The organism is Duganella sp. CT11-25, from assembly GCF_047302815.1.
Lineage (GTDB): Bacteria > Pseudomonadota > Gammaproteobacteria > Burkholderiales > Burkholderiaceae_D > Rugamonas.
Window position 1 is genome coordinate 77,239 of record NZ_JBKBFD010000001.1, and the last position, 13,815, is coordinate 91,053.

Sequence of the window (13,815 nt, forward strand, 5' to 3'; positions counted from 1 at the left end):
AGACCAGTTGTATGAAGCGCACGAAGATAGGTGATGTTTTTCTTGTCGAGGCAGAGAAAGGGAATCGGTATTTTCAATATCTCGGTAATGACAGTAGCCAGCTGGGTGGTAATATGATTGCCGCCTTTGTCGGGAACTTTGAAGGCTCTCCAATTGAAATTGCCGCTGTAATTAGTCAACCGGTTGAGTTCTTTGCAATTACCACAGTGACACTTGGTCTTAAAATGCAACTTTGGAAGCATGTGGGTAATGCATTGCCCGTCGAGCACTCCCATGTATTATTTCGGGATACTAACGACTACGGCAATCCTGAACTCGCATCGTCGGACGATTGGTGGGTATGGTCTCCCAATACAAAAAGCAAGCATGTCGGCCCGCTTGTTGGCGAATATCGAAAATCGTATATTGGAGTATTGGCGGCCCCGACCAATATTGCAGCCCGGCTGCGGACGGGGAAATATAGTTATTCGTATCCTGTCCCTCAGGGTGAGGCTCCATATTTAGAGTAGCTTAAAGTCGCGACCGGCTGCAATGGGGCGACAACAGCCGGCTGCAGACGTTCGTGGTCCTCAATCACACTGACCTAAACTAAAAGCTGCGTTGGCTCACGTGTCCCTTACCCCAATCTCCGACCGACTCGCCGCAATATATGCACGGGTCGCCGCAATTGACTCGACCGCCGCCAGGCCATCACCTAAAGTCAAGGCTTCCCTACTTCTTGACCTTCCATGCGGGTATTGCTTTCTATTCGTTGGGTGATTGAAACGCTACAATTGCAGAATTGTATTTCTGGAAACCCCGCGTGAAAGTCGAAACCCCTTTGTTCGTTCCCGCGCTGGCCGCACTGCCGGTATCAGCCTGCATGGTCATTCTGGGCCTACCCGCCGTCAGTGATCACTATATCGTAGCCTTTCGTACGCTGTTCCTGGTCGCCTGCCTGCTATGGCTTATTCCGCTGACGCTGCTTCAGCGGGCCATGTGGCGTCGCGATTGGTCCTGGCTGCGCATGGGATCGATACTGCTGGCGACCACCTATGCCATGGCGATTACGAACGCCTTTCTGGGACAGAGCTTTGGGATCGCGATCGGACGGGAGACGGGCTACCAATGGGAATATCTGGCCCGGGGCCTGGATAGCTGTTGGCTGGCGCTGGTCGCGTTCTGCGCGGTCCATGCGGTGGCGGCCTATTACCTGTCGCTGCAACAGGTTCGCCTGCATCTGGCCCAGGCGCAAAGCGCGGCCCGCGACGCCGAGTTGCGCGCGCTGCGCCTGCAGGTCAATCCGCACTTCCTGTTCAACTCGCTTAACGCGATCTCAGCGCTGGTGTCGGCCCAGTCCAACCGTGAAGCCAACCGCATGCTCGCGTGCGTGGCCGACTTCCTGCGCGCCACCCTGGCGCATGATGGCCGCCACGAGCATGCGCTGGCCGATGAACTGGCCCTGCTCGACGCCTACCTGGCCATCGAAAAAGCGCGCCTCGGCGAGCGCCTGCGCCTGACGATGAAAACCGGCCCCGACCTGCTGGGCAGCATCGTGCCTTACCTCATGCTGCAGCCGCTGGTCGAGAATGCGATCCGCCACGGCATCGCGCCGCTGGCCGTGCCCGGCCAGCTCGATATTCTGGTCGAGCGCGCCGGCACGCGCCTGCTCATCGGCGTGCAGAACGACGGCCAGCCGTCGGCGCAAAAGGGGAGCGGCATCGGCCTGGCCAACGTCCGGGAACGCCTGCGCCACCTATACGGCGCGGAGCAAGGGGTGGATGCAGGTTGGCGTCCGGACGGCCGCTTCCACGTGCAGATTTCCATGCCGCTGCGCGGCATCGAGGTGACGGCATGAAGATCAGGGTGGTGATCGTCGACGACGAGCCGCTGGCCAGGCTGGCGGTCAAGCTCAGGCTGGCGCAGCGCGGCGCCTTTGAGCTGGTGGGGGAATTCGGCGACGGCGACAGCGCTTACCAAGGGATTGTGACGCTGAAGCCCGACCTGGCGTTCGTCGACGTCGAGATGCCGGGCAAGAGTGGACTCGACGTGCTGGCCGCACTGCCGCCGGCGCAGCGGCCGATGACGATCCTGCTCACCGCCTACGAAGGCTTCGCCCTGCAAGCGTTCGAACTGGCCGTCCTCGATTACCTGCTCAAGCCGGTCGATGACGAGCGCTTCGACGAAGCCCTGGACCGCGCGCAGCAGGCGTTCCCCTACCGCTGCCCAAGTCGTGCCGCAGCACCGGCGGCAACGACAATGCGCAGCTTCAGCGTGCGTGTGGGATCGCGCACGGTGCTGGTGCCGGTGGCCGACGTCGAGCGCATCGAGGCCGACGGCGACTACGCCTCCCTGCATGCGAACGGCAAGACCTGGCTGGTGCGGGAACGCCTGCACAACCTGGCCATGCAGCTCGATCCGCGCCAGTTCCACCGCGTGCACCGCTCGGCCATCGTGCGGCTGGACATGATCGCCGAACTGCGTTCGCTGACCAACCGGGACGCCATGCTGCGCCTGCGCGACGGCAGTGTGCTGCGCGCCAGCCGCTCCTACATGCCGGCGCTGACGGAGGCGCTGCAACACCTCAACGCAAAAACCGATTCATAGTCGAACCTGGAGGAATATATGTTAGATAGCAAGAAGTTGGTTGCATCTGTTGTGCTGGGCGCGCTGTTGTCGTTTCCCGCCTTCGCGGCGGAGGACACCGCGTTGAACGCGTCCGATCGCGCTGCGATTGCGCAGACATTGGCGGCGAAAATCAACGCGAATTACATCGAGCCAACAAAGGCCGAACGGATCGGCAGCGCGATCATCAGAAAAAATGCCGAAGGAGGCTATGCGGCCGCCGCCAGCGCGACGGCGTTCAGTGAGGCGCTGAAGAAGGACTTACGCGAATTCAGCGGCGACATGCATTTCAGCGCCGGGCGTTACGAGGGCTTCAGGGAGGCCAGCGGTACCGAGGAGCCACCGAGCCGCGCCAAGATAGACGAATGGCGTAACGCGGCCGCGCGGCGCGGCTATGACATCGAGAAGATCGAACGCCTTCCCGGCAACGTCGGCTACATCGAGTTGCGCCGCTTCGCCGGCGTGGAATTCGTCGGCGCGGCGTACACGGCGGCGATGTCGCTCTTGGCGGGCACGGATGCGCTGATCCTCGACCTGCGCCGCAACGGCGGCGGCGACCCGGCCAGCGTGGCTTACCTGATGAGTCATTTCCTCCCGGCGGGCGACGCGCACCACCTGATCGATATCTATGATCGCCCGACCAACACGACGCGGCAGGTCTGGACCGTGCCGACGTTCGCGCAGCGTTACGACAAGCCCGTATATGTGCTGATCTCGGCTCGGACAGGTTCCGCCGCCGAGGACTGCGCCTATGACTTCCAGGTGCTGAAGCGTGGTACCTTGGTCGGCGAAACCACCGTCGGCGCGTCCAATCCCATTAGCTGGTACAGCTTGGGACACGACATCGCGGTCTCGATCCCGACGGCGCGCATGACCAATTTCGTCACTAAAACCAACTGGGAGCATGTCGGCGTGAAACCGGACGTCGCTGTGCCTGCAGCGCAGGCGCTGCAGGCGGCGCATGTCGCCATCCTGCGCAACCTGGTGTCATCCGCAAAGGAGGGCGACGAGCGCACGGAACTGCAACGCCTTCTCACCATGGTGGAGAAGGGAGAAACCGAGAAACCAGTCTATATCCTCAGGGGCGAGCGTTAATCGATCGGCCTTGCCATCCTTGAAGCCGGCACGGACGACGGCTTCTGAGACGAATTTTTCTTTGTGGCTCTCCCTTGTGCCGCTGATCTAAAGAGAGGCTCCTGGAATGTGCAAGTCAGACGAATATCTGGCTTCGCCTCGAGTGGCGCAATATACATGCTTGTCGACTACATGCGAAGAATATTCCGAGTCGAACTTCCGACTATATAGGGGCGGGCGGCAGCGGCTGCCTGTTTGACGAGACGTGTATGGCAACGGGCGAATACGCAGTCGAGCGGGATGTGATCCGAAGGGCAGCCGGCCGGGTTTTAGGGCTATCCCTCCAGGCTGACGCAGTACCGGTTGCGGCCGGTTTGCTTGGCACGGTAGAGGTTGGCGTCGGCGGCGCGTATCAGCGCGCTGGCGTCGCCGCTGTCGGGCGGCGGCAGTACGCTGGCCAGGCCGAGGCTGACCGTCACATGCGTCGCCGTGGTCGAGGTCGCATGCGGGATCGCCAACTTGCTCACTTCTTCCAGAATGCGCCTGGCCACCACCTCGGTGCCTTCCAGTCCTTCCTGCGGCAGCAGCAGGATGAATTCCTCGCCGCCGTAGCGGGCCAGCAGATCCTGCGGCCGCGTGGCGCAGCGCTTCATTGCCGCGCACACTTGCTGCAGGCAGGTGTCGCCGGACTGGTGGCCGTAATGATCGTTGTAGAGCTTGAAGTGGTCGATGTCGATCATGATCACTGACAGCGGCAGCCCGGCGCGCGCGCAGCGCCGCCATTCGGCGTCGACGGTGTCGTTGAAGCTGCGGCGGTTGGCCACGCCGGTCAGGCCGTCGGTCATGCTCAGTTCGCGCATGGCGTCGGCCTGGCGCTTGATGGTCAACTGGCTGCGCACGCGGGCGCGCACCACGGCTACGTTGAACGGCTTGCTGATGAAGTCGACCGCGCCCGCTTCCAGCGCGCGCGTCTCGTCTTCCGGCTGGCTCAGCGCGGTGACGAAGATGACCGGGATGTCCTGCAAACGCGGCGAGCTGCGCAGCTCGGCGCACACCGCGTAGCCGTCCATGCCGGGCATGACCGCGTCCAGCAGGATCAGGTCGGGCTGCTGTTCCAGCGCGATCTGCAGCGCCTTTTCACCGTCCAGCGCAAACAGCACTTCGTGCTCGTCGCGCAGCGCATGGTGCAGGATCTGGATGTTCTCCATCGCGTCATCCACCAGAAGGATGCGTCCATTCCTGGCGAGGTCGGTCCAACTCATGCACTTTCCTTTCGCTGCAACATTTTTTCCACCATTTTATGCGCGGCTTTGAAATTCAGGGATTCGACCGCTTCCGTCAGCGCCCGCGCCTGGTCCGCCTCCAGCAGGGCGGGGCGCAGGGCCTCGAAGTGTTCAAGTGCTTTCAGGTTGTTATTCTGAAGCAAACTTTGCAACTCCGCCAGCTTTTGCGCCAAGTCGGGTGGTGGAGTGTTGCTGGCGGGAACTTGCTGCTCTGGCGCGCGCAGCTGGCGGGCGGTGCGGGTGACCAGCTCCAGCGCCCGCTCCAGCTGCTGGAGGGCGGCCGGCATGGCCAGGCTGTCGGCGTCATTGTGCAGGGCGGCCTCGGCATGGGCGGTCAGGCGGGCGACCTCGGTCGCCCCCAGGTTGGCGGCCACGCCGCGCAACCGGTGCAGCGCCTGCGCCGCCTGCTGGGGCAGGCCGGCGGCCATCAGTGTGCGGACCTCGGCCACGGTGCCACCTTGCGAATGTTCGAAACGCCTGAGCAGGGCCACCAGCGCCTCATAGTTGCCGCCCATCCGTGTCAGCGCGGTATCGACGTCGATGCCGGGCAGGGACGAGGTCGGCGGCACCGCCGCACCGGGGGAGCGTGCCGGCGGCGCCACCGACGGCACCATGTCGCGCGTGGCATCGCGGATGGTCACCAGCCGGGTCAGCACGGAGATCAGTTCTTCCACGTCGATGGGCTTGGCCACGTGGGCGTTCATGCCGGCCTCGGCAGCGAGGCGGCGGTCGTCGTCCCGCACGTTGGCGGTCATGGCGATCACCGGCAGCGTATGCAGGCCGTGGGCGCGGATCGCCGCCGTCGCGTCGTAACCGTTCATGACGGGCATCTGCACGTCCATCAGCACCACGTCGTAGTGCTCCGCCGCCGTCGCCAGCAGCGCCACCGCCAGCTGGCCGTTGGACACCGTCTCCACCGTGGCGCCGGCGTGCAGCAGGATGTACTGTGCCACTTCCTGGTTGATCTCGTTGTCTTCCACCAGCAAGACACGCATGCCGGCCAGGCGGCCGTGCAGCGGCGAACGGGCGGGCGACGCCAGGCTTGCGGCCTCGCCGCCGTCGCCGTCCAGCAGCGCGGCGACCCGTTGCCGCAGCCGCGCCGGGCTGAGCGGCTTGGACAGCATCCCGGCCAGTCCAGTACCGCCGGCCTGCTGCGCCTGCGCCGCCAGATGTTCCGAGCTCATCATCAGCACCTGCGGCAGCGGCAGCGCCGGATCGGCGTGGATGTGGGCCAGCAGCGCCGGGCCGTCCATGCCGGGCATGTCGCGGTCGAGCAGCATCAGGTCGTAGGGGAGGCCGGCGTCCACGCTGTCCCGCAGCAGCGCCAGCGCCTGGCCGGCACCGGCCGCGCAGGCGCAGCGCCAGCCGAAACTGTGGCAGGCCGCCTGCAGCGCCTGGCGAACGCTGGGGTTGTCGTCGACTACCAGCAGCGACAGTGGCGCGATCGCAGCAACGGCTGTGGCCGGCGCTTCGCTGCATTCCAGCGGGCAGCTGAACAGGAATTCCGAGCCGCGTCCCGGTTCGCTGCTGACGCTGATCGCGCCGCCCATCATATCGGCCAACTGGCGGCAGATGGCCAGCCCCAGTCCGGCGCCGCCGAACTTGCGGCTGGTGCCGCTGTCGGCCTGCGAGAAGGCGTCGAAGATGCCGGCCTGCTTGTCGGCCGGGATGCCGATGCCGGTGTCGCGCACGCGGAATTCGACCAGCACTGCACGGGGCTGGCCGTGCTGCGGCGCGGCCGAGTCGGGCGCCAGCCGCACCGACAGCACCACTTCGCCGCGGGCGGTGAACTTGATGGCGTTGCTGACCAGGTTGAGCAGCACCTGCTGCAGCCGCATCGGGTCGCCCGCCAGTCCGGCCGGCATATCGGGGGCGATGTCGTAGACCAGCTCCACGCCCTTGTCGCTGGCGCTGCCGCTTAGCATGACGCTGATGCTGTCGAGGATGTCCTGCAGCTGGAAGCCGGCATGCTCCAGCACCAGCTGGCCGGCCTCGACCCGCGAAAAGTCCAGCACGTCGTTGACCAGGCTCAGCAGCGACTGCGTGGCGAACTGGATCTTGTCCAGGTAGCCGCGCTCGCGCGGCGCCAGTTGCGCCTCGTCCAGCAGCCGCGCCAGGCCGATGATGGCGTTCATCGGCGTGCGGATCTCGTGGCTCATATTGGCCAGGAATTCGCTCTTGGCGCGGCTGGCCGCTTCGGCGCGGTCGCGCGCCACCACCAGTTCTTCGTTCACGCCCTGCAGATGCAATTCGGTTTCCTTCAATTCGGTGACATCGGAGACTAGCACAAAGAAGCCCCGCACCTGCGCCGCTTCGTCGACATCGGGGATGTAATTGACCCAGGTGTGGCTGATCTCGCCGGACGGCCACTGCAGGCGGCTGGCGAAGCCCTGCGGCTCGCCGCCCAGCGCCGCCTCGACATACGGCCGGCTCTCGGCGAACTGCTGCGCGCCCAGCACGTCGGGCATGTGGGCGCCCATCATCTGCGAGTTGCCCCTGTGGTGCCAGTCGAGGAAGAAGCGGTTGGCGAAGCGGCAGCGCAGGCCGGCGTCCCAGTAGGCCACCATGCCGGGCAGGTTGTCGGTCACGGTGCGGACGAAGTGCTCGCTCTGCGCCAGCTGGGCGGCGGTGGCGCGCAGCGCTTCCTTGGCCTGCTTGCGCTCGGTGATGTCGAAGGCGATGCCGAGCACGTGGGTGGCGCGGCCGTGCTCGTCGCGCAGCGCCACCTTGCGGGTGGTCAGGTAGCGCGTCTCGCCGTTGGGCGGGGTGAACGGCTCCTCGGCGATCTCGGTCACCGCGCCCGGCGCCGAGGCCAGCACCCGGCGGTCGGCGGCGGCGAAGAGGTCGGCCTCCTCGGCCGGTACGAAATCGTCGTCGCGCTTGCCGATGAATTGCTCGCTGCCGGTGCCGCCGTACATCAGCACGCCGTGCCGGTTCAGCATATCGTAGCGCAGGTCGTCGGCGCGCTTCAGGAAGATCATGGCCGGGATGTTTTCCACGACCGAGCTGAGCAGCTGGCGCGAACGCTGCAGCTCGGCCTCGACCCGCTTGTAGTCGGTCACGTCCAGCAGCAGGCCGGTGATGCCGATGATCTTGCCGTCGGTGCCGAACTGCGGATAGTAGCTCAGCACCCAGTGGCACAGCTGGTGCGGCGAGGCGGCCGGGTAGCCGGAGCGCTGGATGCCGGTCAGCGGCCGGCCGGTGGCCAGCACGGTGCGGTAGTCGGCCAGCACGCTGCTGCGCACCTCGTCGTCGGGAATCATGTCGGCGATATGGCGGCCCAGGTGGGCCACCACTTTTTGCGAGTTCAGCGCGGCCAGGTAATCGTTGATGCGCACCACGCGCAGCTCGGCGTCGACATAGCTCAGCCCGACCGGCGCGGTGGCGTACAGCGTCTCCAGCTGCGAGCGGTTTTTTTCCAGCTGGGCGGTGCGCTCGTCGACCAGGGTTTCCAGCTCGTGCTGGTGGCGCTGCAGATCGCCCTGCAGCGCCTGGAAGGCCTGGGCCACCGACTCGGCCTCGCGAAAGGTCATCTGCGGCATGGTGAACGGCGTGCCGCTGGCCAGCGCCTGGGCCGGACCGACCAGGTCGCGCACCGAACGGGCGATGCGGCCGCCGACCGACCACGCCAGCGAGAAGCCGGCCAGCAGCACCGCCGCCATCGTCAGCGCGATCAGCGTGATTGCGGACAGCAGGTCCTCCAGCGCCTGGGCTTGCGGTGTGGCGATGGCCGCCGTGACGCCGCTGACCGGCGCGCGGCTCAGGCCCAGGTAGACCGGCGTGCCGCTCGCATCCTCGGTTTCCAGCAAGGCCTCCGGTGCCTGGCGCAGTTGCGCGCGCAGCTGCGGATCGGCCGCATGGCCCAGCAGCAAGCGTGGTCCGCCGGCCTGGGCCACGATGTTGCCGTCGCCGTCGTACAGCGTCATGGCCTGGGCGCTGCTGATTTTCTCATCCTGCAGGATGCGCGCCAGCCGGTCTGGCTTGAGCAGCGCGGTCATGCCGTAGGCGATGCGGCCGTCGACGAACACCGGGACGTCCACCGCCAGCAGCGCGCTGCCCTCGACCACCACCACCGACAGCTGCGGCCGGCCATGTTGGAACAGCGGCGCCAGCCGTTGGGCGTTGTTGACCGGGTTGAGCGTGTCCGGCAGCGGCGCGCCGACGTTCAGCACGGCCTTGCCGGCGGCGTCGCTGAGCAGGAATTGGGATGCGGGGAATTGCGGGCTGAGCAGGGCGCCGGCCTGCAGGCGCAGCGCGCCCATGTCGCCGGCGCGCACGCTGGGCGAGCCGGCCAGCGCGAAGATCGCGCCTTCGCTCTGCACCAGGTCGCGGTCGACGGCCGCCGCCACCATGCGCGCCGCCTGCTGGGTATCTTCCTTCAGCGTGTTGCGCTCGCGGGTGTAGAACTGGCCCACCACGGCGCCGAAGCCGATCACCGTCGGCAGCGCGCACGCCAATACCAGCAGCGCGATCTGCGAGCGGATGGAGGGCAGGCTGGGGCGGGTTTTCTCTGGCACGCGCTTGGTCCTGGTGAGCAGGGAGATGCTGGCAGCTCGATAGTAGCCGAGGCGGCCGTTTTCAGAAAGGAGTTTGTCCCGCCCGGCGCAGGGCCGCCACAGTGGTCAGATGGCCTTGCCGCAGGCGTAGGACCAGCCCAGCGCGGCCATCGGCCGTGCCATCTTGCCCGATTCCAGCGCCTGCGCGCTGGCGGCGGTGCCATCGACGTAGCGCTTCATGATGCCTTGCATGATGCTGGCCAGGCGGAACATATTGAAAGCAAGGTAGAAATTGAAGTCTTCCAGGCGTATCGTCTTGCCGGTGCGTTCGGCGTACCTGGCGATGTACTCCTGCTGCGACGGGATGCCCAGCGCCGCCAGGTCCAGTCCGGCGATGCCGCGGAACTGGCCGGGCGCGATGTGCCAGCTCATGCAGTGATAGGAAAAATCGGCGAACGGGTGGCCCAGCGTCGACAGCTCCCAGTCCAGCACGGCCAGGATGCGTGGCTCGGTCGGGTGGAACAGCATGTTGTCGAGACGGAAGTCGCCATGCACGATGGCGGTGTCTTCGCCGGGCGGGATGTTGTGCGGCAGCCAGGCGATCAGCTGGTCCATCGCTTCGATGGTCTCGGTCTGCGAGGCCAGGTACTGCTTGGTCCAGCGCTCGATCTGGCGCGCGAAGTAGTTGCCCGGCTTGCCGTAGTCGGCCAGGCCGATGGCGGCGTAGTCCACCGTGTGCAGCTGGGCGATGACGCGGTTCAGCTCATCGTAGATGGCGGTGCGTTCGGCCGGCGTCATGCCGGGCAAGGCCTGGTCCCACAGCACCCGGCCCTCGACGAATTCCATCACGTAGAAGGCGCGGCCGATCACGCTTTCATCGGTGCACAGCGCGTACTGGCGTGCGGCTGGGAAACCGTTCTTGCTCAGGGCATCCATCACACGGTATTCACGCTCGATGGCGTGGGCGGAGGGCAGCAGCTTGGCGGCGGGCGCCGGCTTGGTGCGCAAGACATAGTGCTGGCCGCCGATGCTGAGCTTGAAGGTCGGGTTCGACTGGCCGCCCTTGAACTGCTCGACCGCCAACTCGCCGGCCGGATAGCCTTCGACATGCTGACACAGATAGGCGTCCAGCGCCGCCACATCGAACTGGTGGCGCGCCGACACGGCCTTGGTGCCGATGAATTCTTCAAACATGCTGTCTCCTGCGGTTTTGTGGGTATCCGCCTATTCTAAATGAATAAAAGTACGTGCGTGCTTTTTATTTTATCGGACAGTGGGCCGCGCTCTGCTTCGCCTGATTCCGACCTGATAAACTAGCATACATCCTTCAACCACTGGGCCTTCCGGAATCATCATGACCACTTTTGAAGAGCAGCCGCCACTGCCAACGGAATCGCTTGAAAAACGCCGCCATCAGATCTATCCGGTGTTGGGCGAGGCGGATATCCGCCACGTGCGCAGCTTCGCCGTTGAACGCGATTTCCGCGACGGCGAGACGGTATTTCAAGCCGGACGGCCGCCCGAGGGCATGATGTTCATACTGGAGGGCGCCATCGCGGTCTACCGCCACGACGGTTTCGACAACGACACCTTGATCGCGGTCCTGCGGAAAGGCCAGTTTTCCAGCGAGATCGGGCAGCTCTCCGACCGTCCAGCCATGTCTAACGGTGTCGCTATCGGCCATCTGAAGGTGTTGCTGCTGTCATCGGAATCGCTGCGCGCGCTGGTGGTTGCCCATGCCGACCTGGGGGAGCGCCTGATCCGCTCGCTGATACTACGCAGCGTCGTGTTTTTTGAGCATAATTCCGGCGGCCCGGTCATCATCGGACCGCGCGGCCACGGACGTGTTCACGCGTTGCAAAGTTTTCTGACGGCCAACGCCCACCCCTGCACGGTGCTCGATCCGTTGGACGATCCACGAGCCGCCGAGCTGGTCGCGCTGCATCGGCCGGCGCCGGAGGAGCTGCCGCTGGTGATCTGCCCGGATGTTGGCGTCAAGAAAAATCCCTCGGTGGTCGAACTCGGCCGTTGCATCGGCATGCTCAGGCACTTGAGCGAGGACAAGGTATGGGATGTGATCGTGGTTGGCGGCGGTCCTGCCGGACTGGCGACGGCGGTGTATGCGGGTTCGGAGGGCTTGTCGGTGCTGGTGCTGGAAACCCGCGCCTACGGCGGCCAGGCTGGCGCCAGCGCGCGCATTGAGAATTATCTCGGCTTCCCGACCGGCATCTCGGGCGGTGCACTGACCGGCCGCGCCTACGTGCAGGCGGAAAAATTCGGCGTCGAGATCGCCATTCCCGCGCCGGCCGGACGTCTGGTCTGCGATACTTATCCCTTGCAGGTGGAAATGTGCGGCAGCCTGACGATGCTCAAGGCGCGCTCGGTGGTGCTGTCGTGCGGCGCCCGCTACCGCCGGCCATCGCTGGCGAACCTGAAGCAATTCGAGGGCAAGGGGGTGTACTACTGGGCCTCCTCGGTCGAGGCGCAGCTGTGCAAGACGGAGGAGGTAGTGCTGGTCGGCGGCGGTAATTCGGCGGGCCAGGCCGCCGTGTTCCTCGCGGCGCATGCGCTGAAGGTGCATATCGTCATCCGCAAGGGCAGCCTGGCGTCGACGATGTCCAGCTATCTGATCGAGCGGATCGACGCCCACCCGAATATCGAACTGCACACCCATACCGAAATCGTGGCGCTGGAAGGCGATGACGACGGCTTGAAGCAGGTGCGGTTCCTCAACTCCAAAACCGGCATGGAAGAGACGTGCGACACGCGCCGGCTGTTCCTGTTCATCGGCGCCGACCCCAACACCGGTTGGCTCAGCGGCTGTGGCGTCGAGGTTTGCAAGCATGGATTCATCCGCACCGGCATGGATGCCTCGTCGTCGGCATCGCTGCAGACCAGCGTGCCGGGCGTGTTCGCGATCGGCGACGTCCGCTCCAACTCCACCAAGCGGGTCGCCGCAGCGGTGGGCGAAGGCGCGGCCGTGGTGGCGCAGATCCACCAGTTCCTCGCCAACACCTGAGCAGGATTTACATCAGAAGAACAGCGCGGTGCGCTGGATGATGCCGCCGTTGTTGGTATAGGCGCCGGTGGCGCGCACCGAACCGGTGTTGTATTTGCCGTCATCGAGCTTGCTGTCGACCTGCTCGGCGAACGAGTCGGGCAGGTTGTCGAGGCGTACGCCGTTGCCGCCGCGGCCGGCCACGACGTCGTTGTAGATGTAGACCGCGCCGCCTTGGGCGCTGGTCATGAAGTCGGTGGTGCCATTGAACGAGCCGGTGATGAAACCGGCCAGCGCCAGGTGCTGCGGCGCCAGCTGGTATTCGGCGATCTGGCCGTCGCCGTTGCCGTTGCCGGTGGCGCCGGGCGCGTGGGTGGTGGCTTGCACGTCGTCGCCGGGCAGCGCGCGGAACTTGTCCTGGTAGGCGTTGACCGCCGCCGTCAGCGAGGTCGATTGCTGGATGATGTTCTTGACGCGGGCGCTGTCGATCAGGCCCTGTCCCTTCAGCACACCGCCCAGCAGCAGGCCGATGATGACGAGTACGATGGCGATTTCCACCAGGGTAAAGCCGCGTTGGCGTACAGGGATCGAGCGCATGGGAAGTCCTTTCTTCTATTGACGTTATATTACAGCAAGGCCTAGGGCTTGGGCGTGGCGTTCAGCTGGTCCAGCCGCTCGGCCAAGAACTTCAGTTCGTGCGGATCGGTGATCTGGCCGCTGTTCAGCAGGCCGCCGATCAGCTTGCGGGCGCTATCGATTTCGTTCATGTCTTCCAGAATAAAGACTTCCAGCTCGCGCGCCCACGGCGGCACTTGCGCGCCGGTCGCTTGCAGCCGGATCGCTTCCGCATAGCGGCGCGCCAGCGGCAGGTCGTGCAGCCGGTGCCTGGCCACCAGCGCCGCATGCGCCAGCCATGGCCAGCGGCGATTGGGATCTTCGCCAAAGCGGGCGTAGACGAAATCGAGCATCAGCCGCGCGCGTGCCGGATCGCTGACCGATCCGTACACTTCGCTGGCGGCCAGCAGCGGATACTGGCTGCGCGGATCCAGCTCCAGCACACGCTGCAGCCAAGCCGCGACGCGGCCGTAATCGAGGTCGCGCCAGGCGATGCTGATGCCGGCCTGCTCGTCGTGACCCTGCACGTACAACATCAGCGCCTTGGACAGCGCCACCGGTTCGCCCAGCGCGGCCAGCTGCAAGGCGGCCAGCGATGGCGCCGGCGGCAGGTCCTGCGCGCGCGCGCGGGCCGGCGGACGGCTGCCCTGCCACAGCAACTGCGCCAGCAGCGCCAGCGCCAGCGCGGCCAGCACCCTGCGCGGCACGGCGTTGAGCGGTTTGAGGGCGGAAGCGGGTCGCATCG

Annotated in this window: 10 protein-coding genes; 5 read left to right on the plus strand and 5 right to left on the minus strand. The window is 65.4% G+C overall.

The genetic code is table 11. The annotated features are described in order from the left end of the window. Nucleotides 1–11 precede the first annotated feature (11 nt). The 4 genes from ACEN9F_RS00240 to ACEN9F_RS00255 all read left to right on the plus strand — a co-directional run bounded on the left by ACEN9F_RS00240 (nucleotide 12) and on the right by ACEN9F_RS00255 (nucleotide 3,699). On the plus strand, nucleotides 12–509 hold the full coding sequence (locus ACEN9F_RS00240) for a hypothetical protein (protein ID WP_413416638.1): 498 nt from the start codon (nucleotides 12–14) through the stop codon (nucleotides 507–509). Between the two features lie 467 nt (nucleotides 510–976). Beyond that, complete coding sequence (locus ACEN9F_RS00245; RefSeq protein ID WP_413416640.1) at nucleotides 977–1,837, plus strand: sensor histidine kinase; 861 nt, start codon at nucleotides 977–979, stop codon at nucleotides 1,835–1,837. After that, complete coding sequence (locus tag ACEN9F_RS00250) at nucleotides 1,834–2,586, plus strand: LytR/AlgR family response regulator transcription factor (protein WP_413416642.1); 753 nt, start codon at nucleotides 1,834–1,836, stop codon at nucleotides 2,584–2,586. The genes ACEN9F_RS00245 and ACEN9F_RS00250 overlap by 4 nt, the downstream gene beginning before the upstream one ends. Nucleotides 2,587–2,604: 18 nt before the next feature. Continuing rightward, nucleotides 2,605–3,699, plus strand: a complete 1,095-nt coding sequence (locus ACEN9F_RS00255; protein ID WP_413416644.1) for a S41 family peptidase — start codon at nucleotides 2,605–2,607, stop codon at nucleotides 3,697–3,699. 314 nt (nucleotides 3,700–4,013) lie between these two features. Here the strand turns inward: ACEN9F_RS00255 and ACEN9F_RS00260 are convergent, their stop codons facing one another. From ACEN9F_RS00260 to ACEN9F_RS00270, 3 genes are all read right to left on the minus strand, one after another. After that, a complete protein-coding gene (locus ACEN9F_RS00260; RefSeq protein WP_413416647.1) occupies nucleotides 4,014–4,940 on the minus strand; it encodes a diguanylate cyclase domain-containing protein in 927 nt (308 codons plus the stop codon). Next, entirely contained in the window at nucleotides 4,937–9,478 is a 4,542-nt protein-coding gene (locus ACEN9F_RS00265; RefSeq protein WP_413416649.1) for a response regulator, read from the minus strand. The genes ACEN9F_RS00260 and ACEN9F_RS00265 overlap by 4 nt, the downstream gene beginning before the upstream one ends. 105 nt (nucleotides 9,479–9,583) lie before the next feature. Further along, nucleotides 9,584–10,651 carry a phosphotransferase gene (locus ACEN9F_RS00270; RefSeq protein ID WP_413416651.1) on the minus strand — a complete coding sequence of 356 codons (1,068 nt, stop codon included), beginning with the start codon at nucleotides 10,649–10,651 and terminating at the stop codon, nucleotides 9,584–9,586. Between the two features lie 160 nt (nucleotides 10,652–10,811). On the opposite strand from ACEN9F_RS00270, the gene ACEN9F_RS00275 reads away from it, so the two are divergent. Next, complete coding sequence (locus ACEN9F_RS00275) at nucleotides 10,812–12,476, plus strand: FAD-dependent oxidoreductase (RefSeq protein WP_413416653.1); 1,665 nt, start codon at nucleotides 10,812–10,814, stop codon at nucleotides 12,474–12,476. Between the two features lie 12 nt (nucleotides 12,477–12,488). Here ACEN9F_RS00275 and ACEN9F_RS00280 read toward each other — a convergent pair whose 3' ends face one another. Both ACEN9F_RS00280 and ACEN9F_RS00285 read right to left on the minus strand, forming a co-directional pair. Continuing rightward, nucleotides 12,489–13,052: a prepilin-type N-terminal cleavage/methylation domain-containing protein gene (locus ACEN9F_RS00280; protein WP_413416655.1), complete on the minus strand. Its 564-nt coding sequence runs from the start codon at nucleotides 13,050–13,052 to the stop codon at nucleotides 12,489–12,491. A 41-nt stretch (nucleotides 13,053–13,093) separates the two neighbouring features. Then, nucleotides 13,094–13,813: a hypothetical protein gene (locus ACEN9F_RS00285; RefSeq protein WP_413416657.1), complete on the minus strand. Its 720-nt coding sequence runs from the start codon at nucleotides 13,811–13,813 to the stop codon at nucleotides 13,094–13,096. Nucleotides 13,814–13,815: the final 2 nt, after the last annotated feature.

Coding starts and splice junctions, on each gene's coding strand:
- ACEN9F_RS00250 (WP_413416642.1), top strand. CDS start 1,834: ATGAAGATCAGGGTGGTGATCGTCGACGACGAGCCGCTGGCCAGGCTG.
- ACEN9F_RS00245 (WP_413416640.1), top strand. CDS start 977: ATGTGGCGTCGCGATTGGTCCTGGCTGCGCATGGGATCGATACTGCTG.
- ACEN9F_RS00260 (WP_413416647.1), bottom strand. CDS start 4,940: ATGAGTTGGACCGACCTCGCCAGGAATGGACGCATCCTTCTGGTGGAT.
- ACEN9F_RS00275 (WP_413416653.1), top strand. CDS start 10,812: ATGACCACTTTTGAAGAGCAGCCGCCACTGCCAACGGAATCGCTTGAA.
- ACEN9F_RS00280 (WP_413416655.1), bottom strand. CDS start 13,052: ATGCGCTCGATCCCTGTACGCCAACGCGGCTTTACCCTGGTGGAAATC.
- ACEN9F_RS00270 (WP_413416651.1), bottom strand. CDS start 10,651: ATGTTTGAAGAATTCATCGGCACCAAGGCCGTGTCGGCGCGCCACCAG.
- ACEN9F_RS00255 (WP_413416644.1), top strand. CDS start 2,605: ATGTTAGATAGCAAGAAGTTGGTTGCATCTGTTGTGCTGGGCGCGCTG.
- ACEN9F_RS00240 (WP_413416638.1), top strand. CDS start 12: ATGAAGCGCACGAAGATAGGTGATGTTTTTCTTGTCGAGGCAGAGAAA.
- ACEN9F_RS00285 (WP_413416657.1), bottom strand. CDS start 13,813: ATGCGACCCGCTTCCGCCCTCAAACCGCTCAACGCCGTGCCGCGCAGG.